Here is a 20,511-nt window from a genome sequence, read left to right on the forward strand (position 1 = left end):
TATTTACATTGCGACCTCAAGTAACAGGGGAGGAGTGACGTTAAGAAGGGACGATCACCCTGACGGTGTTGCCACCATGGCGCTTTCCATATCAACGAATACCCTGTCGCTCAGTACGCAGCGCAGCATGCGCACGCATGATACCGAGCAGGCCAAGCTCGTCGAGCGCCTGAGCTCCGGCATGCGTATCAACCGCGCATCCGACGATGCGGCCGGCCAGGCGATCACGTCGCGCTTGAGCTCGAACCTGCGCGGTACTAGCCAGGCGCTGCGCAGCATGAGCGACGCGACGTCGATGCTGCAGGTGGCCGATGGCGCCATGGCCAGCGTCACCGAGACCCTGCAACGCTTGCGCGAGATGGCGGTGGCCGCGGGCAATGGCAGCTACACGGATGGGGATCGCAACGCGCTGCAGAAAGAAACACAGGCGCTGCTGCAACACATCACACAGGTAGGCACCGACACCAGTTTTAATGGGGAAGCGCTGTTTTCGCAGGACACTGTCAGTATCGGTGGCGACGAACGACGGCGCGCCGTGCTCGATGGCTTGCAATCCGGCTGGCTCAGTTCGGCCGAGGACCTGATCAAGCAGCATTACGGGCTCATGGGCGATGGCGCCAAACTGACTGTCAACCTCGACACCACGGATGGCGCGTATAACGTCCTTGCCTCGGTGTCCGGCACGTCGTCCGGCGGCAAGCTGAACAATCTGCACCTGAACCTCGACATGGCCGACTTCGGCACCGCGCCTACCCCCGACGGTGGCAGCGCGCCGCTCTACAGCGACCGCATCGTCGCCCATGAAATGGTGCACGCGGTGATGGGCCGCACAATGAACATGGGGTCGCTGCCGCAATGGTTCGTCGAAGGCACGGCTGAACTGATCAATGGCGCCGACGAGCGTCTGGCCGGCGCCGGCAGCATCGCGGGCGTGGTCGCCACCATCGCTGGCGGCGGTTTTTCGTACGAGGGCGGGTATGCGGCCAGCCGCTACCTGCACGACCGCATGAAGGGCCTGGGCGTGGAGGGCGGCATCAAGGGCATCATGCAATACCTGAACAACAACCAGTCCGCCGATCTCGACGCCGCGCTCAATGCTGTGTCGAAGGGCGTGTACACCAGCAACGCCGCGTTCCTGGCGGACTTCGGCGCCAATGGCGAACAATTTATCAATACAAAAATGAACCTGACCAATGCCGACACGGGCGCGATTGGTGGCTTGGACGCCGACGGCGGCCCGGTGCGCGACGCCCGCGCCGTCGTGCCCGCCAGCGGGACCAGCAACGCATCGGATGGTCTGGCCGGTTTCAATGTCGTCTACCCGGACGAGGGCGGCGCCAGCGGCGTGCGGCGCGTGCAGGTGCAGGCCGGCGACAAGGCGAGCGACCTGATCGACCTGCAATTCTCGTCGATGAATGCGCGCGCCCTGGGCCTGGCCAATCTCGACATGACACGCTCGAGTGTGGCGCTGCTGACCATCGACCGCGCGCTGGAGTTCGTGGGCGAACAGCGCGTGCGTACGGGCGCGTCAAGCAACCGGCTGGACCTGGCTGCCAGTGCGCTCGAGACGAGCTCGCAGAACATGCAGGCGGCGCGCTCGCGCATCCAGGACACCGATTACGCGAGCGACACGGCGCGGCTGACCCGCACGCAGATTCTGCAACAGGCAGCGTCGGCGATGCTGGCGCAGGCCAACGGGCAACCACGCTCGATCCTGAGCCTGCTGCGCTGAGAATGGATCGGGGAGCTAGGCTATAATCGTTCCTTTACAGGCACGCTGCCTCACTCCGCCCAACGATCAGACATGAAATCCTCCGACATCCGCGAAAAGTTCCTCAAGTTCTTTGAATCCAAAGGCCATTCCATCGTGCGTTCCAGCCCGCTGGTGCCGGGCAACGATCCGACCATGCTGCTGACCAACAGCGGCATGGTGCAGTTCAAGGATGTCTTCCTGGGCCTGGATTCGCGCCCGTACTCGCGCGCGACGTCCGTGCAGCGCTGCGTGCGCGCCGGCGGCAAGCACAATGACCTGGAAAACGTCGGCTACACGGCGCGGCACCACACGTTCTTCGAGATGCTGGGCAACTTCAGCTTCGGCGACTACTTCAAGCGCGATGCGATCCAGCTGGCCTGGGAACTCCTGACCAAGGTCTACCTGCTGCCAGCCGAAAAGCTGACCATCACCGTCTATTTCGAGGATGACGAAGCGTACGACATCTGGGCCAACGAGATCGGCGTACCGAAAGAGCGCATCATCCGCATCGGCGACAACAAGGGCGCGCGCTACGCATCCGACAACTTCTGGCAGATGGCCGATACGGGCCCGTGCGGTCCGTGCACCGAGATCTTCTACGACCACGGCGCCGACATCTGGGGCGGCCCACCGGGCTCGGCCGAAGAAGACGGCGACCGCTTCATCGAAATCTGGAACCTCGTGTTCATGCAGTTCTACCGCGACGAATCCGGCTCGCTGACCCCGCTGCCGAAGCCGTCGATCGACACCGGCATGGGCATGGAGCGCCTGGCCGCCGTGCTGCAGAACGTGCACAGCAACTACGAAATCGACCTGTTCCAGAACCTGATCAAGGCCGCTGCCCGCGAAACCGCCGCGCCTGACCTCGACAACAATTCGCTGAAGGTCATCGCCGACCACATTCGCGCTGCGTCGTTCATGATCGTCGACGGCATCATCCCGAGCAGCGAAGGCCACGGCTACGTGCTGCGCCGCATCGTGCGCCGTGCGCTGCGTCACGGCCACAAGCTGGGCCAGACCAAGCCGTTCTTCTACAAGCTGGTCGCTGACCTCGACCTCGAGATGGGCGAAGCCTATCCCGAACTGCGCACGGCCAAAGAGCGCGTGGCGCAAGTGCTCAAGGCCGAAGAAGAGCGTTTCGGCGAGACGCTGGAAAACGGTATGAAGATCCTCGAAGCCCAGCTGGCCAAGGATCCGAAGAACCTCGACGGCGGCACCGCCTTCACGCTGTACGACACCTACGGCTTCCCGCTGGATCTGACTGCCGACATCTGCCGCGAGCGTGGCATCACGCTCGACGAAGCGGGCTTTACCGCCGCGATGGAACAGCAAAAGAAAACGGCGCGCGCTGCCGGCAAGTTCAAGATGGCGGCCAACGTCGAGTACGCGGGCGAAAAAACCAAGTTCGTCGGCTACGATTCGCTGGCCCACAACACGCACGTGCTGGCGCTGTACGCCGACGGCGTGAAGGTCGAGCAACTGAGCGCCGGCCAGGCGGGCATCGTCGTGCTCGACACGACGCCTTTCTACGCCGAATCGGGCGGCCAGGTGGGCGATCAGGGTGTGATTGGCGACGGCGCCATTCGCTTCGAAGTCGAAGACACGCTCAAGATCCAGGCCGACGTCTTCGGTCACCACGGCGTGCTGCGCGAAGGCACGCTGAAGGTCGGCGCAACGGTCGACGCACAGGTCGACACGGCCAAGCGCGCACGCACCATCCGCAACCACTCGGCAACGCACCTGATGCACAAGGCGCTGCGCGAAGTGCTTGGCACGCACGTGGCACAAAAAGGCTCGCTGGTCGACCCGGACAAGACCCGTTTCGACTTCAGCCACCCACAGGCGCTGACGCTGGACGAGATCACGCAGGTCGAGACTATCGTCAACCGCGAGATTCTCGAGAACCATGCGACCCAATCGCACAATATGTCGTTTGACGATGCGGTCAAGCACGGCGCGATGGCGCTGTTTGGTGAGAAGTACGGCGACACCGTGCGCGTGCTCGACATCGGTACGTCTAAAGAGCTGTGCGGCGGCGTCCACGTGACCCGCACCGGCGACATCGGCCTGTTCAAGATCGTGTCGGAAGGCGGCGTCGCGGCCGGTATCCGCCGCATTGAAGCGGTCACGGGCGAAGGCGCACTGGCCCTGGTCCAATCGATCAACCGCAAGCTGATCGAAGCTGCTGGCGCCCTGAAGACCAATCCTGACGAACTGACCAGCCGTATCGGCCAGGTGCAGGACCAGGTCAAGCTGCTTGAAAAAGAAGTCGCCGCACTGAAGTCGAAGCTGGCCTCGGGGCAGGGCGACGAGCTGCTTGCGCAAGCCATCGACGTCAACGGCATCAAGGTGCTGGCGGCCACGATGGAAGGCGCCGACGTGGCGACGCTGCGCGAAGCGATGGACAAGCTCAAGGACAAGCTGGGTACCGCCGCGATCGTGCTGGCAAGCGTACTCGACGGCAAGGTCAGCCTGATCGCAGGCGTGACCAAGGATGCCACAGGCAAAGTCAAGGCGGGCGAGCTGGTCAACTTTGTGGCCCAGCAGGTGGGCGGCAAGGGCGGCGGGCGTCCGGACATGGCGCAAGCCGGCGGCACGGATCCATCGGGCTTGCCGACGGCGCTGGCCGGCGTGGCTGGCTGGGTGGGTGAGCGCGCGTAAGCAGCGTTCTGCCGGATAAAAAACGCCGCCTCTCCGGGCGGCGTTTTTTATTGCCTTCATCGCATTGCCCTCATAGAATCATGCACGAACATCAACCTTTTAAAGGCGATCATGCTGACACTTCGGGTTCTGGTAACGGGTCTTCTGGTAACGGCGGTGTCTGTGGCGCAGGCCCAGATGCCGGCAAACGACACGGTCAAGGGCGGCAAGGATCATCCGCTGCTCACGCGTTTTGCGGGCGCTAAGCTGGTTGGCTACGAGGTGAAGCAATTCGACGAGGCCACGCTGCCGGCGGGCAAGCGCGTCCGGATCGCCGGCAAGCTGGGTTTCGAGAAGACCCTGCGCCTGGAGGGCAAGTACACCCGCATCGCCTACGTCTATCCCCAGGACCGCTCGTCGCTCGAAGTCATGCGCAACTACCAGGCAGCGCTCGAAAAGGCCGGCATGAAAAGCACCTTCGCCTGCGCCAAGGAGACCTGTGGCGAAAACTTTGGCGACTTCGTGCAGCAGCAGCGGGTAGGCTACAACTTCATCCAGGGCGGCGAGGCGGCGACCTCGCCCTTCAACTACGGCCGCAATGACAACCGTTATCTGCTCGCATCGGGAACGCGGCCCGATGGGTCTGCGCTGACCGTTGCCGTCTACGCAGTCGATCCGGTCCAGGGCAAGAACGGCGGCGTCTACCTCGACATCGTCGAAGGCAAGTCAATGGAAGGGGGCAAGGTTGCTGCCGACCTGAACGCGGCGGACATGGCCAAGGGCATCGCCACGGACGGCAAGGTGGCGATCTACGGTGTCTATTTCGACACCGGCAAGGCCGACGTCAAACCCGAATCGGCAGCCGCGCTGGCTGAGATGGCTGCCATGCTCAAGCAGTCGCCAAAGCTCAAGGTGTTCGTGGTCGGCCACACCGACAACCAGGGCGCCGTGGCCCAGAATCTGGCACTGTCGCAGCGACGCGCCGAGTCGGTGGTCGGGGCGCTGGCCGGCACCTACAAGATCGATGCCGCGCGCCTCAGTCCGAAAGGCGTGGCTGCGTATGCGCCGCTGGCGTCGAACCGCGCCGAGGCGGGACGCCAGCAGAACCGGCGGGTAGAGCTGGTCGAGCAATAAGCGCTGGCGGTGCGCGACACCATCGCGCAAGCATATTGCGTAGCCTTGCCGGAACGACTGTTGTGCGCGCTCTTTTGGACCGTATCTGGTGCTTATGATGCACCGTCATCTCGAACGAGTCCGGGAACCTTGGCAAGCACCTGCGCAATGAATTCGATGAAGACCGCTGCACGCTGGGGCAGGCGTCGTTCTGCGGAATACAGCACATTGACGGGCACAGGCGGCGCCCCATGCTCGGTCAACAATGCGACCAGTTCGCCACTCTGCAGTTCTTCGGTCACCATCCACGCAGGCAGGTAAGCGATCCCCAGGTCGTGCATGACGGCGCGCCGGATGCCGTCCAGACTATTGAGCCGCACACGCCCGCTGACCTTACGATCGCCATCTCTGAATGGCCAGCTGTCATTGCCGGCCGCCAGCAGGGTATACACAAGGCAGTCGTGCGCAGCCAGGTCGCCGGGTTCCAGCGGTGTGCCACGTCGCTTCAGATACCTCCTGCTTGCCACGCAGATGCGCGCAGATTGACCGACGCACCGCGCGCGCAGAGTGCTGTCACGTAATTTGCCACCCCGTATGGCGATATCGATGCCTTCTGCCACCAGGTCGGTGTAGGCGTCACCAAGACGACATTCCACATCGACATGCGGATAGCGCTGCAGAAAATCTGGCAGTGCGGGTATCAGGAGTTCAGTGCCGATACTCTCCGGACACGCAATGCGCAGCAGTCCATGCGGATCTTGTTCGCCATGCGCCTGTGCTTCGGCTTCCCCGATGATGTCGAGTGCCTGGCGTGCTTGTGCGTAGTAGCGCTTGCCCTCGGTCGTGGCAACCATCTGCCGCGTCGAGCGATGCAATAGCCGCGTACCCAGCGACTTCTCCAGTGCTGCCACATGCCGGCTGACGTTTGGTTGCCCGATGCCGAGCTCACGGGCGACGGCTGAAAAACTACCGGTTTCGACGGCGCGCACGAAGCATCGCATCCACAACAATTTATCCATTCTTGTCCGCGTGAATTCGTTTTATGCAACCCGAGCATAAGTGATATGGCCGCAGCGTGGGTTCTCGTTCACGCATTCAGCCATCAGACTGCACGGACCGAGCCCATGCACACACGCTCATGCTCCGGTTTTACTATGACAGGAACCTATATGAACACTGCTTCTACTGAACGCTTCGTCAGCCTGATTGGCACCTATGAAATCGATCCACTGGACGCTGTGGCGTTTGCACGCATCGCGACGGCGTCGGTTGATCAGATCGCCAATAAACCAGGCTGCCTGTATTACATCGCCTCGCAAGACCTGAAGCAGGGCAATGTGTTTCATCTTGCCGAAGGCTGGGCGACGCAAGAATATCTGGATGCTCACCTCGGCAGTCCGGATTTTCTGACCATGCTGGAGCATGCATTCACGCTGCGTATCGTGCGCCGTGAGATCTACATGTCAGCGTCATCGGGCCGAACGTTGATGGGTTGAGCCGCGCAATCCGGGCGCACATGTCGCTGTCGGACATGGATTGACCCGCCAATCGACGTTTCAGTCGAAACAGCCCCCATTTTATTGCGCCGGATTGTCTGACCGTCTATTGCACGCGCCGATTTGGGTCGCATCTGGTCTGCACGATGCACCGCCATAGTGCTTTTTTGTGAGCATCCAGTACAGACCCGGTAGCAGTTCGTCAAGCTTTTAACATTGGGTTGCAGGCTCGCAACAATCTATGACTATTTTGGTGCGGTGCGTCATACTGCGCGAATTGGAGTAGTATTCAAGTTCCAGCACCATCCTTACTGATCAGGAATGCGATGAGCGACATCATTTTCGACACCGACACCGATATTATGGAATTCCAGAAAGATCTGGATGCGCGGGGGCTGAATTGCCCACTGCCCATCCTCAAAGCGAAGAAGGCGCTCGCCGACATGGAGAGCGGTCAGGTGCTGCGTATCGTGGCCACCGACACCGGCTCTGTGCGTGACTTCCAGGCCTTCGCCAAGCAGACCGGCAATGCGCTGCTCGCCCACACATTCGAACACGGCGAGTTCACCTTTCTGATGCGCCGCAAGTAAGCCACGCCGCCGGGTCGCGTTCATTGCGACGGCGTGCATTGTCGTGACGGGGCCTGCACCCCGTCTGTTTCCCCGAATTCATGACAGACAGACTATTTTAGGTGTTTTACTCTACTAAAAAATCGCACGCTCGTGCTTTAATTTGGCCCGATGCCCCGATTTCTCATATAATCTGAGCCACTTTAGTCTGTCTCCATCTCATTTTAAAAGGCACCCTATGAAAGTCCTGGTACCCGTCAAACGCGTGGTCGACTACAACGTCAAGGTTCGCGTCAAGTCCGACAACAGCGGCGTGGATATCGCCAACGTCAAGATGTCGATGAACCCGTTCGACGAAATCGCGCTGGAAGAGGCCACCCGTCTGAAAGAAGGCGGCAAGGTTACCGAAGTGGTGGCAGTGTCGATCGGCGTGCCGCAGTGCCAGGAAACCCTGCGTACCGGCCTGGCCATCGGCGCCGACCGCGCCATCCTGGTCGAGACCGCTGGCGACACCGAGCCGCTGGGCGTGGCCAAGATCATGAAGGCACTGGCTGATAAAGAGCAGCCACAGCTGATCATCCTCGGCAAGCAGGCAATCGACGACGATTCGAACCAGACCGGCCAGATGCTCGCCGCGCTGCTGGGCTGGCCGCAAGCGACGTTCGCATCGAAAGTGGTGCTCGAGGACGACAAGGTCACCGTGACGCGCGAAGTCGATGGCGGCCTGGAAACCGTGGCGCTCAAGCTGCCTGCGGTCATCACCACCGACCTGCGCCTGAACGAGCCGCGTTACGTGACGCTGCCGAACATCATGAAGGCCAAGAAAAAGCCGCTCGAAACGATCAAGCCGGAAGACCTGGGCGTGGACGTGGCGCCGCGCCTGAAGACGCTGAAAGTCGTCGAGCCTGCCAAGCGTTCGGCGGGCGTGAAGGTCCCGGACGTGGGCACGCTGGTGCAGAAGCTGCGCACTGAAGCCAAAGTCATCTGAGCCGTTTGTCGTCATTAACAAGATAGGAATCAACATGGTCGCATTAGTCATTGCTGAACACGACAACGGCTCCCTGAAGGGCGCTACCCACCACACCGTCACCGCAGCTGTCCAGTGCGGGGGCGACGTGCACATCCTGGTTGCCGGTTCGGGTTGCGGCGCTGCCGCCGAAGCTGCTGCGCAGATCGCGGGCGTCTCAAAAGTGCTGGTCGCCGACGCGCCGCACTTCGCCGACGGCCTGGCCGAGAACGTGGCCGAGCAGATCCTGGCAATCGCCAGCAGCTACTCGCACATCCTTGCGCCAGCCACCGCCTACGGCAAGAACATCCTGCCGCGCGTGGCCGCCAAGCTGGACGTCGCGCAGATTTCCGAAATCACCAAAGTCGATTCGCCCGACACGTTCGAGCGCCCGATCTACGCCGGTAACGCGATTGCCACCGTGCAGTCGAGCGACAGCGTGAAAGTCATCACCGTGCGCGGCACGGCGTTCGACTCCGCAGCCGCTGGCGGCTCGGCCGCCATCGAAGCCATCGCTGCCGTCGCAGACGCGGGCACGTCGAGCTTCGTGGGCCGCGAGCTGGCCAAGTCGGACCGTCCTGAACTGACCGCCGCCAAGGTGATCGTCTCGGGTGGCCGCGGCATTGGCTCGGCCGACAACTTCAAGATCCTCGAGCCGCTGGCCGACAAGCTGGGCGCGGCGATGGGTGCGTCGCGCGCCGCCGTCGACGCCGGCTTCGTGCCGAACGACTGGCAAGTTGGCCAGACGGGCAAGATCGTCGCGCCAACGCTGTACATCGCCGTCGGTATTTCCGGCGCGATCCAGCACCTGGCCGGCATGAAGGACTCGAAGGTCATCGTCGCCATCAACAAGGATCCGGAAGCGCCGATCTTCTCGGTCGCCGACTACGGCCTGGTGGGCGACCTGTTCGAGGCAGTGCCGGAACTGGTCAAGGAACTGGGCTGATCGCCAGGCGCGGCGTCGTCGTACGCCGCGCCGACAGCCGCCAATGACGCCGTTCCCGCCCGTGCAGGAACGGCGTTTTTTTTGCATAAGAATTTATTCAGGAGACAATGGTGAGCTACAACGCCCCGCTGAAAGACATGCAGTTCGTGCTGACCGAACTGGCCAACCTGGCCGAAATCAATGCGCTGCCCGGCTGTGAAGATGCGACACCCGATACCGTGGAAGCGGTCCTGGAAGAGAACGCTAAATTCTGCCGCGACGTGATCGCGCCGCTCAACCGCGTCGGCGACAAGGATCCGAGCTACTGGAAAGACGGCGTCGTCACCACGACCAAGGGTTTCCGCGAGGCGTTCAAGGCGTACGCCGAGGCCGGCTGGCAGGGCGTGCAGCACCCGCAGGACTTCGGCGGGCAGGGCTTGCCCAAGCTCGTGGCCACGCCCTGCATGGAGATGCTGCACGGCGCCAACCTGTCGTTCGCGCTGGTGGCACTGTTGTCCGACGGCGCCATCGAGGCCTTGCTCACCGCCGGCTCGGACGCGCAAAAGGCGCGCTTCCTCGAGCCGCTGGTGTCGGGCCGGTGGACCGGCACCATGAACCTGACCGAGCCGCAGGCCGGCTCCGACCTGGCCGCCGTGCGTACCCGCGCCGAGCCGCAGGGCGACGGCACCTACAAATTGTTCGGCACCAAGATCTACATCACGTATGGCGATCACGACATGACCGAGAACATCGTGCACCTGGTGCTGGCACGTACGCCTGACGCGCCGCCGGGCGTAAAGGGGATCTCGCTGTTCATCGTGCCCAAGTTCATGATCAACGACGATGGCTCGCTGGGTACGCGCAACGACGTTGCCTGCGTCTCGATCGAACACAAGCTGGGCATCAAGGCCAGCCCAACGGCCGTGCTGCAGTTCGGCGACAATGGCGGGGCCGTCGGCACGCTGGTCGGCGAAGAAAACCGTGGCCTCGAATACATGTTCATCATGATGAATGCAGCGCGCTTCGGCGTGGGCATCCAGGGCGTCGGCCTGGCCGAGCATGCGTACCAGGGCGCCGTGGCCTTCGCCAAGGACCGTGTCCAGTCGCGCGATGTTGCCGGTTCGAGCGGCCCGGTCACGATCATCCACCACCCGGACGTGCGCCGCATGCTGATGTCGATGCGCTCGCAGACGGAAGCTGCGCGTGCGCTGGCGTATGTCGGCGCGGCACTGTCCGACCTGGCCCATCACCATCCGGATGAAGCCACGCGCACGGCGAATCTGGCCATCTATGAATACCTGGTCCCGATCATCAAGGGCTGGGCGACCGAGATGAGCGAGCAGGTCGCGCGCGACGGCGTGCAGGTGCACGGCGGCATGGGCTTCATCGAAGAGACGGGCGCAGCGCAGCACTACCGCGATGCCAAGATCCTGACCATCTACGAAGGCACGACGGCGATCCAGGCCAATGACCTGGTGGGCCGCAAGACGGTGCGCGATGGCGGCGCCGTGGCCAGGGCGCTGATCGCGCAGATTCGCGATGTCGAGCGTCAGCTGGGCGAGGCGCAGAACGCCGATTTCGCGGCCATCGCGCAGCGCCTGCAAGAGGGCAGCGCGGCGCTCGAGCAAGTGGTCGAGTATGTGGTGGCCAATATCAAGACGGACGTGAAGGCGGTGTTTGCCGGCAGCGTCACGTACCTGAAGCTGGCCGGCATCGTGCTGGGTGGCTGGCAGATGGCGCGCGCGGCGCTGGCGGCGCAGAAGCGCCTGGATGCGGGGGAGGGCGATGCTGCCTTCTACCGTGCCAAGATCGGCACGGCGCGCTTCTTTGCCGATCATATCCTGTCGCAGGCGCCGGGGCTGCGCACGTCGATCGTGGATGGCGCAGCGGGCGTGCTGGCGCTGGAGATCGAACAGTTCTAAAGGAGCAGTTCGCGTTGGCCGTAACAAGAAAGGCAGCCTGCGGGCTGCCTTTTTTTGTCACCCGTACGCGCCACCCGTGTACATCACATCCGACAACCGTGCGATCGTCCCGATCAGCACGGTGGTCGCCACCAGCATCGTGATCACCAGCAGCAACACCAGCACCCAGTTCGAGTGCGACTGCTGCCCGCTGTGCGTGTTGTACTGGGCATCCCACTTTTCATCCGGCGTCAGCCCGATCACCAGCGCCTCGACAAAGCCGGCGATGTACGACACCAGCAGCGGCAGCACTATATAAAACGGATGCGGCTTGACCGCGCCGTACAGGATCCCCATGACCGGCAGGCAGCACAGGTGCAGCAGGCCGATGCGGTCCGCACCAGGCTTCAGATAAAAGCGGTGAATACCGAAGCCGCCCAGCAGAAGGGCGAGCAGGGTGGCGACAGTCTTGTTCTTGTGCGCAGCAGCCATGGATGTTGTCAATCGTTCAGGAAAGCCAAAGTATCGTCCAGATTGGCGCGAATGGCACGCTTTCGGCGATTGGCAGCGTATTCCAGGGCATTAGGGCAGATGGCTGGTAGCGGTCTGGCGCGAAATCGGTGATAATGGTTGATTCTCCTGGGACTGCGCGCCCTGTATCATTAACGCTTGCTGCTGTTCGGTGTCGCGCGCTATAATCGTCGACTTTCTCCGTCCAGAACAACTTTTTCGGAAATATTATGGTCGTTATTCGTTTGGCTCGTGGTGGCGCAAAAAAGCGTCCGTTCTTCAACATCGTTGCAACTGATTCGCGCAATCGTCGCGATGGTCGTTTCATCGAGCGTATCGGTTTCTACAACCCGATGGCATCGGGCGCCGAAGTCAGCCTGCGTATCGCTGCTGACCGTCTGGCTCACTGGGAAGGCGTTGGCGCGCAACTGTCGCCAACCGTCGCTCGCCTGGTCGCCCAGCAAAAGCCAGCTGCTTAATTTTTATTAAGCAAGGTACGCAGGTTTGAACGATTCAGCAGCAAGCAACGCCGGTATGGGGACTTCGGTTCCCGCCGATCTGGCCGAAGTGGGGTATGTGTCCGGTGCTTATGGCATCGTCGGTGGCATTCGTGTCACGCCGCACTCCTCTGATGCCGATGCGCTGCTGAACGTGAAAACCTGGTGGGTCAGCAAGCCGACTCTGCACGCCGTTACGGTGCGCAGTGCAAAACTGCATGGCGGCGATGTCGTCGCCACGCTGGTCGGCCTGCAGGGCCGCGATGCTGCCGAAGCGCTCAAGGGCGCCACGGTACAGATCGCACGCAGCGCGTTTCCCGCGCTCGAAGAAGATGAGTATTACTGGTCCGATCTGATCGGGCTTGACGTGGTCAACCTGCAGGGCGAAGCCCTGGGCAAGGTGGCCGACATGATGAGCAATGGCGCGCAATCGATTTTGCGCATCGTGCCGGTGCCCGATCCGTCGTCAGACGAGAAGGCCCCCGAGCGCCTCGTGCCGTTCGTCGACCAATTCGTCAAGACTGTCAGCCTCGACCAAAAACTGATTACCCTGGACTGGGGTCTCGATTTTTGAACCCGTCCACGTGGGCTTGAGATCCGATGCAATTTGACGTCGTGAGCTTGTTCCCGGAAATGTTTGCCGCATTGACGCAATCCGGGGTGACCCGCCGTGCGTTCGAGCAGCAACGCTGGGGCTTGCATCTCTGGAATCCACGCGATTTCACGCAAGACCGTCACCGCACCGTCGATGACCGCCCGTATGGCGGTGGTCCCGGCATGGTGATGATGGCACGGCCGCTCGAAGCGACCATCAATGCCGCGAAGGCACGCCAGCAAGACCTCGGTCTGCCCAGCCCGCGCGTGGTGTTCATGTCGCCGCAAGGCAAGCCGCTGACCCATGCCCGCGCGATGGCACTGAAGGACGAGCCCGGTCTCGTCATCCTGTGCGGTCGCTACGAAGCGGTGGACCAGCGCCTGCTCGACCGTTGCGTCGATGAGGAAATTTCTCTCGGCGACTTTGTGCTGTCGGGCGGCGAATTGCCGGCGATGGCCCTGATGGACGCCGTGGTACGCCTGATTCCCGGCGTGCTTGGCGACGATGCATCGGCCGTCGAAGACAGTTTCGTCAACGGCTTGCTCGACTCGCCGCACTATACGCGGCCTGACGTGTACGAAGACATACCGGTGCCACCTGTCCTGATGGGTGGTAACCACGCCGAAATCGTCAAATGGCGCCGCCAGCGCATGCTGGAAGCGACTTTGTCAAAACGGCCGGATCTGCTGGACGCGGCGCGCAGCGCTGGCCAGCTGACCAAGAAAGACGAACAGTTTCTGGCAGGGTTGGTCAAACCTGCCGACTAAGAATGTGGCGTCGCAAGACGCGCAAAGAACATGTGTCGCAAGACGCATGCAAAAGCGGGCACGTTGCCCGTTGTTCAACCCCATCCTCTACTGGGCGAAGGTAGCGCCGGCAAGATGGTTAATGGAGTCATAAAAATGAATCTGATTCAACAACTCGAGCAAGAAGAAATTGCGCGCCTCGGCCGCAAGATCCCTGATTTCGCACCTGGCGATACCGTTATCGTCAGCGTCAACGTCGTCGAAGGCACCCGCAAGCGCGCCCAGGCATACGAAGGCGTCGTGATTTCCCGTCGTAACCGTGGCCTGAACTCGAACTTCATCGTTCGCAAGATCTCGTCCGGCGAAGGCGTCGAGCGTACGTTCCAACTCTACTCGCCGCTGATCGCTTCGATCGAAGTCAAGCGTCGTGGCGATGTGCGTCGTGCGAAGCTGTACTACCTGCGTGAGCGTTCGGGCAAATCGGCGCGTATCAAAGAAAAACTGCCACAGCGTCGCGTCAAAGCAGCGCCAGCAGCTGCAGCTGAGTAATAGCCATCGTGCGCAAGCACCTTTGCTAATAAAAAGGCATCCGCAAGGATGCCTTTTTTACTATCCGCAGCGCTTATTGAAAGAACGTCATTTTGGCCAAGCTCGTGTTCGACCCTACCCAGTTGCCCGTGATGAGTCTGGCCGGCGAGGCCGCGGTCGCGCCCGCACGGCTCAATCCCACAGCGCTGCGCCAGCGCTTTGCGCAAACCCTGGCCTGGGAGCCGGAAATTTCGACCGAGACCGATGACCGGCTGGCCGCGCCGTTTCGCCGCGCCGCCGTGCTGATCCCGCTGGTCGAGCGGCCCGAAGGCGTGACGGTCCTGCTCACGCGCCGCACCGACCATCTGACGAGCCACGCCGGCCAGGTCAGCTTTCCCGGTGGCCGCTCGGAAGATTACGATTCATCGCCCATCGAAACCGCGCTGCGCGAAACCGAAGAAGAAATCGGCCTGTCGCGCCATCGCATCGAGATCATCGGCGTGCTGCCCGACTACGCCACCATCAGCGCGTACCGCGTCACGCCGGTCGTGGCCCTGGTCGCGCCGCCATTCACGTTGCAGGTCGATCCGGGCGAGGTGGCCGAAGCGTTCGAAGTGCCGCTCGCCTGGCTGATGGATGGCCAGCATCACCAGCGGCGCGAAATCACCCTGCCGCAGGGCGGCAGCCGGGCTTTCTACACGATGCCGTACGAGCAGTATTTCGTCTGGGGCGCGACGGCCGCCATGTTGCGCAACCTGTTCCATTTCTTGCGGGCGTGAAAGGTTGTTGGTGCCCGAAATTTGATTCTGGCGTGCTTCTCCGCTATCGTATCGGGGCAGTCGTGTTGCCATAACAAAAAAGGGTTCCTGAATGACATTCTTTTCCATCCTGTGCGCGCTGCTCATTGAGCAACTGAAACCGCTGCGCGCGGACAACCAGGTGTACGGCGCCATCAAGGCGCTGGCCATTCGCATCGAAACCTGGTTCAACGCCGGCGAGCAGACCAATGGCCGCATGGGGTGGTTCCTGATGATGGGGGCGCTGATGCTCCCTACCTGGATCATCCACTGGGTGTTCATGTATTACAACCTGGTGTTCCTGGCCTTCATCTGGAACGTCCTGATCGTCTACCTGACGATGGGATTTCGCCACTACAGCCATTTCTTTACCTCCATCCAGTTCGCCCTCAATACCGGCGACGAGGCGCGTGCACGTGCGCTGCTGGCCGAATGGACGAGGCTCGACACGGTCGGCATGGACAGCACCGACATCACCCGCATCGCCGTCGAGAAAGCGCTGATCACGACGCACCGCAATGTGTTCGGCGTGTTCTTCTGGTTCCTGATGCCGCTGGGGCCGGCCGGCGCGGTGATGTACCGCGTCTCGGAATACCTGTCGCGTGCGTGGAACGAGCCGGACCACATGCGCAACGAGGCATTCGGCGAGTTTGCGGCCAAGGCGTTTTACTGGATCGACTGGATGCCCGTGCGCCTGACGGCGGTGGCGTTTGCCGTGGTGGGCAATTTCGAAGACGCCGTCTATGCATGGCGTAATTTCGCCAACCGCTGGGTGGATGAAGCGCGCGGGATCATCCTGTCGGCCGGTGGCGGCGCGATGGGTGTGCGTCTTGGCACGCCGAATGAAAATGCCCCACAATTGCTGCCGGCGGACGCCGCCATGGTCGACATGAGCGACAGCGATGCGGACATCCTGCCGGGCGAAGAACCGACGATTCGCGCGCTGCAAAGCACGGTGGGCCTGGTGTGGCGCGCCGTGATTCTGTGGATGATTCTGCTGTTGCTGACCTCCAGTGTGGCTTGGCTGCGCTAGGGCGGGAGTGGGGCGGCGCCCTGGTTCTCGTCCTCAGGTCTTCTATAAGATATAATAGTGGCTTCACTTAGCCCTTCAGGACTATGACCGATCTAGCGCAGACAAAGGACGAGGAACTCTCCGGAGAATTTTTTGTCCTGGGCATGACGAACAACGGCAAGCAATTCCGCCCGAGCGACTGGGCAGAGCGGCTGTGCGGTGTGCTGGCGGCGTATTGCCCCGGCACCGGCGGGCCCAACGCCCACCTCAAGTATTCGCCCTACGTCTACCCGACCCTTGTCAATGGCATCAAGGCCGTCGTGGTCAACCGCAAACTGCAACAGATCGAGCCGCTGGCGTATCACTTCGTGCGCAGCTTTGCGACCGACAACGACATGCAGATCGTCGAAGCCTGCTTCGTGCCGCTGCCCGGCGAACAGAAACCCCGGGCCTGAACCTGCCTCACCTCGCCACTGGCGCCTCGATCATCTCTAGGCGCCAGTGTTGCTTTTGGGGCGACTTTGAATCGCTCTGCGTCCCCCCGTCCCCAGCGCCTTAGCACGCATCCAATGCCTGCCGTCAACCGGTCAACCGGAGGGGCATGGCCGGCTTGTTCCTCTGCTACCATTCCGGTATCAGGCGGGACGGTTGGCGTTCTGCCCCAATGATGGGACACCATGGATTCAAAGAACAAGCTGCGCGACATCTCCGCGCATGTCGCTGCGCTGTGCCTGGCGCTGATCACCACTGCGCCTGCCAGCGCCCAGACGGCTGTCAAGGCGCCCGCCGCCAGCGCCACCAGTGCTGTCAGTGTCGCGCCGCCAAAGGGCGTGACGCAAGGCCCGTCGGTCGAAGGCATCACCGAATACCGGCTGGCCAATGGCCTCAAAGTACTGCTGTTTCCGGACGCCTCGCGCCCGACCGTGACGGTCAACATGACCTATATGGTCGGCTCGCGCCACGAAAACTACGGCGAGACAGGCATGGCCCACCTGCTGGAACACTTGCTGTTCAAGGGCTCGACAAAGAACCGCGACATCACCAGGCAGTTCTCGGAACGGGGCATGCAGTTCAACGGCACCACGTCGCTCGACCGCACGAATTACTATGAAGTGTTCCAGGCCTCGAAAGGCAATCTGGACTGGGCGCTGCAGATGGAAGCGGACCGCATGGTCAATTCTTTCATCTCTGCCAAGGACCTGGCGTCCGAGATGACGGTCGTGCGCAATGAATTCGAAAGCGGCGAAAACCAGCCGGGCAACGTGCTGTTCAAGCGCATGCAGAGCATCGCCTATGACTGGCACAGCTACGGCCGCTCGACGATCGGCAACCGCAGCGACATCGAGAACGTGCGGATCAAGAACCTGCAAGACTTTTATCGCACCTACTACCAGCCGGACAACGCCGTGCTGCTGGTAGCCGGCCAGTTCGAGCCGGCTGCCACGCTGGCCAATATCCAGCGCCTGTTCGGGGCGATTCCAAAGCCGAAGCGCGCCTTGCCCGTGTTCTGGACCGAAGAGCCGACCCAGGACGGCGAACGCAGCTTCACCGTGCGGCGCCAGGGCGACATGCAGTTCGTTGCGGTTGGCTACAAGATCCCGTCCGACCTGCACCCGGAGGCCGAAGCGCTGGGCTTCGCATCGCAGATCATGGGTGACGCGCCCAATGGCCGCCTGCACAAGCTGCTGGTCGAAACAGGCAAGGCCAGCCAGGTGTTCAGCTTTGGCCAGACCGGCTACGCGCCGGGCCTGCAGTACTTTGGCGCGGTGGTCAAGCTGGGCGAACCCATCGAGCCGGTACGTGAAGCGTTGATCCAGGCGGTTGAAGAATTCGCCAGCAAGCCGCCCACGGCCGAGGAACTCGAGCGCGTGCGCCGTTCGTGGCTGAACACGGTCGAGCGCAGCCTGAACGATCCGCAGGCGGTCGGTGTGGCGTTGTCCGAGCCGGCGTCACTGGGCGACTGGCGCATGTATTTCGTCAGCCGCGAGCGCGTGCAGAAGATGACGGCCGGGCAGATCGCCGCCAGTGCCGGCCGCTACTACCTGCGCACCAACCGCGTGACCGGTACCTTCATCCCCGAAGAATCGTCGAAACGCGCGGCGCTGCCAGCCGCGCCGGCCGTGGCCGACGTGCTGAAGGACTTCAAGCCCGCCGTGTCGAACCTGGTGGCGGAAAACTTCGAGCCGAGCCAGCAAAACATCATGCAGCGCACGACGGTGACCACGGCAGGCGGCGTGAAGCTGGCGCTGCTGCCGAAAAAGAACCGCGGCGAGACCGTCACGGTGGACCTGCGCCAGCACTTTGGCACCGAACAAAGCCTGTTCGGCAAGGGCACGATCCAGGGCCTGACGTCGGCGATGCTAATGCGCGGCACCACGCGCTACACGCGCGCCGAACTGGCCGACGCCTTCGACAAGCTCAAGATGACGGGCGGCCCGACGCATTTCCAGACCACGCGCGAACATCTGCCCGAAGCACTGAAACTGGTGGCGCACGTGCTGCGCGAACCGGCGTTCCCGGAATCCGAATTCGAGCAACTGCGCCAGCAGATCCTGGTGGGCTTGGAAGCGAGCCGCAATGAGCCCGAGAGTGCTGCTGCGCGCGCCATGGCGCTGCACTTCAATCGCTATCCGAAGGGTGATGTGCGGCACGCGAACTCGCTCGAAGAAGACGTGGCCGAGGTCAAGGCAGCGCGCCTGGCCGACCTGAAAGCATTCCACGCCGACTTCCACGGCGCCCAGCCGGCCGAAATGGCGATCGTGGGCGACTTCGATGCGGCCCAGATCACGCCGCTCGTCAACACGCTGTTCGGCGCCTGGCGTGCGCCGCAGCCGTTCGCACCGGTGCTGACCGACTACGCCGAGGTGGCGCCGCTCGCTCGCACACTCAATACGCCGGACAAGGAGAACGGGTCATACACGGCGCGCCTGAACGTCGACCTGAACGTCGAAGACCCGGACTATCCGGCGTTGATGCTGGCCAATTACATCTTTGGTGAAGGGGGCCTGAAATCGCGCCTGATGGACCGGATCCGCCAGAAGGACGGCCTGTCGTACGGTGGCGGCTCGGATCTGATGGCGGGGACGCTCGACCGCTTCGGCGTGTTCTCGATCGGCGCCATCGCCGCGCCGCAGAACCTGGCAAAGCTGGATGCGGCAGTGCGCGCCGAACTGACGCGTGCAGTCAAAGAGGGCTTCACGGCCGACGAGCTGGCCGGCGCCCGCTCGGGGCTGATGCAGCAGCGCCTGCAGACACGCACGAACGATGCTGCACTGGCGAGCGGCTGGACCTCGTACCTGTACCGCGGCAAGACCTTCCTGTGGTCGCTGGAACTGGAACGCAAGCTGAACGCCGTCACATTGCCCGAGTTGAACGCGGCGTTCCGCAAGGCGATCGATCCGGCAAAACTGTCCGTCGTGATGGCTGGCGACCAATCCAAAGTCGGGGAGCCGGTCAAACCGATAGTCGCTATACCCTAACTGCAACAGATACCCGTCATAAATGCCCTGAAGTGTGACGCTGGGGAAAGCATGCGTTAAAATGTTTCCTTCCAGAATTAAAGTATCACCCAGGGAGCATCATGAAGGGCATCACCAAATTGCCGCCAGCGAGCGGCTTGTCGTTCACCGGCAAGGTCGTCCTGGTCACTGGCGCCGCCAGCGGCATCGGTCGCGCCATTGCCTTGGCCTTTGGCCGGGCAGGCGCGTGTGTGGTCGTGGCCGATATTTCGATCGAAGGCGGCCACGCGACGGCAGGGATGATCGTGGAAAACGGCGGCAAGGCACTGTTTGTGCAGAGCAACGTCACGCGCGCGCTTGAGGTCGAGGCCCTGGTGGAAAAAACCATCAATTACTACGGGCGCCTGGACATCGCTGTCAACAATGCCGCAGTGGACGAAGAGCATCACCCGCTGGCCGACGCCGACGATGAACGGTTCGACCGCATCATGAACGTCAACGTCAAGGGTGTCTGGCTGTGCATGAAATACCAGCTGCGCCAGATGCTCAAGCAGGGCGGCGGGTCGATCGTCAACATGGCAGGTGTTGCCGGCCTGGTGGGCAGCCCGAACCATGCGATCTACAGTGCCAGCAAGCATGCGGTGGTGGGCCTGACCAAGAGCGCCGCCGCCGAGTATGCACGTGACGGCGTGCGCGTCAACGTGCTGTGCCCGGCAGCGGTAAAAACGCCGATGCTGGCGCGCGCGATCGAGCGCGACCCGGGCATCGAGAAAAAGCTCAAGGCCGCCCATCCGATGGGCCGCTTTGCCGAAGCCGGCGAAGTCGCGCAGGCGGCACTGTGGCTGTGTTCGGACATGGCCTCGTACGTCAATGGCCACGAGATGGTCATCGACGGCGGTTATACGGCCGTCTAGGTTCGCCAGCAGCGTGCACCGCGCTGCGCACGCTGCACGCTGCTGGCGCCG

At 62.3% G+C, this 20,511-nt stretch carries 19 protein-coding genes; 17 read left to right on the plus strand and 2 right to left on the minus strand.

From position 1 onward, the window contains the following. The first annotated feature begins 76 nt into the window (after window positions 1-76). From AC56LH_RS03155 to AC56LH_RS03165, 3 genes are all read left to right on the plus strand, one after another. Window positions 77-1,732, plus strand: a complete 1,656-nt coding sequence (locus AC56LH_RS03155; protein WP_499643978.1) for a flagellinolysin — start codon at window positions 77-79, stop codon at window positions 1,730-1,732. 72 nt (window positions 1,733-1,804) lie between these two features. Then, a complete protein-coding gene (gene alaS, locus AC56LH_RS03160) occupies window positions 1,805-4,414 on the plus strand; it encodes an alanine--tRNA ligase (protein ID WP_499643980.1) in 2,610 nt (869 codons plus the stop codon). Between the two features lie 111 nt (window positions 4,415-4,525). Then, on the plus strand, window positions 4,526-5,527 hold the full coding sequence (locus tag AC56LH_RS03165) for an OmpA family protein (RefSeq protein ID WP_499643982.1): 1,002 nt from the start codon (window positions 4,526-4,528) through the stop codon (window positions 5,525-5,527). Between the two features lie 92 nt (window positions 5,528-5,619). Here AC56LH_RS03165 and AC56LH_RS03170 read toward each other — a convergent pair whose 3' ends face one another. After that, entirely contained in the window at window positions 5,620-6,525 is a 906-nt protein-coding gene (locus AC56LH_RS03170) for a LysR family transcriptional regulator (RefSeq protein WP_499643984.1), read from the minus strand. 150 nt (window positions 6,526-6,675) lie between these two features. Here AC56LH_RS03170 and AC56LH_RS03175 point away from each other — a divergent pair, with 150 nt between their 5' ends. The 5 genes from AC56LH_RS03175 (at window position 6,676) to AC56LH_RS03195 (ending at window position 11,424) form a co-directional block, all read left to right on the plus strand. After that, window positions 6,676-7,002, plus strand: a complete 327-nt coding sequence (locus AC56LH_RS03175; protein WP_499643986.1) for a putative quinol monooxygenase — start codon at window positions 6,676-6,678, stop codon at window positions 7,000-7,002. A gap of 362 nt (window positions 7,003-7,364) precedes the next feature. After that, window positions 7,365-7,592 (plus strand): sulfurtransferase TusA family protein, encoded by a 228-nt coding sequence (locus tag AC56LH_RS03180; protein ID WP_499574699.1) that lies wholly within the window; start codon window positions 7,365-7,367, stop codon window positions 7,590-7,592. 217 nt (window positions 7,593-7,809) lie between these two features. Next, window positions 7,810-8,559, plus strand: a complete 750-nt coding sequence (locus AC56LH_RS03185) for an electron transfer flavoprotein subunit beta/FixA family protein (protein ID WP_258836221.1) — start codon at window positions 7,810-7,812, stop codon at window positions 8,557-8,559. A 34-nt stretch (window positions 8,560-8,593) separates the two neighbouring features. Beyond that, entirely contained in the window at window positions 8,594-9,523 is a 930-nt protein-coding gene (locus AC56LH_RS03190) for an electron transfer flavoprotein subunit alpha/FixB family protein (protein ID WP_499643988.1), read from the plus strand. A 110-nt stretch (window positions 9,524-9,633) separates the two neighbouring features. Further along, window positions 9,634-11,424 (plus strand): acyl-CoA dehydrogenase, encoded by a 1,791-nt coding sequence (locus tag AC56LH_RS03195; RefSeq protein WP_499643990.1) that lies wholly within the window; start codon window positions 9,634-9,636, stop codon window positions 11,422-11,424. A 57-nt stretch (window positions 11,425-11,481) separates the two neighbouring features. On the opposite strand, the gene AC56LH_RS03200 is transcribed toward AC56LH_RS03195, so the two are convergent. Further along, window positions 11,482-11,895: an NINE protein gene (locus AC56LH_RS03200; RefSeq protein WP_499643992.1), complete on the minus strand. Its 414-nt coding sequence runs from the start codon at window positions 11,893-11,895 to the stop codon at window positions 11,482-11,484. Between the two features lie 248 nt (window positions 11,896-12,143). On the opposite strand from AC56LH_RS03200, the gene rpsP reads away from it, so the two are divergent. The 9 genes from rpsP to AC56LH_RS03245 all read left to right on the plus strand — a co-directional run bounded on the left by rpsP (window position 12,144) and on the right by AC56LH_RS03245 (window position 20,460). Next, entirely contained in the window at window positions 12,144-12,392 is a 249-nt protein-coding gene (gene rpsP / locus AC56LH_RS03205; RefSeq protein WP_258836218.1) for a 30S ribosomal protein S16, read from the plus strand. Window positions 12,393-12,447: 55 nt separating this feature from the next. Next, window positions 12,448-12,984 (plus strand): ribosome maturation factor RimM, encoded by a 537-nt coding sequence (gene rimM / locus AC56LH_RS03210; RefSeq protein ID WP_499643994.1) that lies wholly within the window; start codon window positions 12,448-12,450, stop codon window positions 12,982-12,984. Between the two features lie 26 nt (window positions 12,985-13,010). Continuing rightward, window positions 13,011-13,772 carry a tRNA (guanosine(37)-N1)-methyltransferase TrmD gene (gene trmD / locus AC56LH_RS03215; RefSeq protein ID WP_499643996.1) on the plus strand — a complete coding sequence of 254 codons (762 nt, stop codon included), beginning with the start codon at window positions 13,011-13,013 and terminating at the stop codon, window positions 13,770-13,772. Window positions 13,773-13,907: 135 nt separating this feature from the next. After that, the gene (rplS, locus tag AC56LH_RS03220) at window positions 13,908-14,300 is read left to right on the plus strand and encodes a 50S ribosomal protein L19 (RefSeq protein WP_183553473.1); all 393 of its coding nucleotides are present in this window, start codon (window positions 13,908-13,910) and stop codon (window positions 14,298-14,300) included. 131 nt (window positions 14,301-14,431) lie between these two features. Beyond that, a complete protein-coding gene (locus AC56LH_RS03225) occupies window positions 14,432-15,058 on the plus strand; it encodes a CoA pyrophosphatase (protein ID WP_499648372.1) in 627 nt (208 codons plus the stop codon). A 91-nt stretch (window positions 15,059-15,149) separates the two neighbouring features. Then, on the plus strand, window positions 15,150-16,109 hold the full coding sequence (locus tag AC56LH_RS03230) for a CobD/CbiB family protein (RefSeq protein ID WP_499643998.1): 960 nt from the start codon (window positions 15,150-15,152) through the stop codon (window positions 16,107-16,109). 83 nt (window positions 16,110-16,192) lie between these two features. Beyond that, a complete protein-coding gene (locus AC56LH_RS03235) occupies window positions 16,193-16,543 on the plus strand; it encodes a DUF3579 domain-containing protein (protein ID WP_482897841.1) in 351 nt (116 codons plus the stop codon). Window positions 16,544-16,765: 222 nt separating this feature from the next. Continuing rightward, window positions 16,766-19,567, plus strand: coding sequence for a M16 family metallopeptidase (locus tag AC56LH_RS03240; RefSeq protein WP_499644000.1), 2,802 nt, complete (start codon window positions 16,766-16,768; stop codon window positions 19,565-19,567). Between the two features lie 101 nt (window positions 19,568-19,668). Further along, complete coding sequence (locus tag AC56LH_RS03245; RefSeq protein ID WP_499644002.1) at window positions 19,669-20,460, plus strand: SDR family oxidoreductase; 792 nt, start codon at window positions 19,669-19,671, stop codon at window positions 20,458-20,460. Window positions 20,461-20,511 lie beyond the last annotated feature (51 nt).

It is taken from the genome of Telluria sp. LT1R51-2, assembly GCF_059685775.1.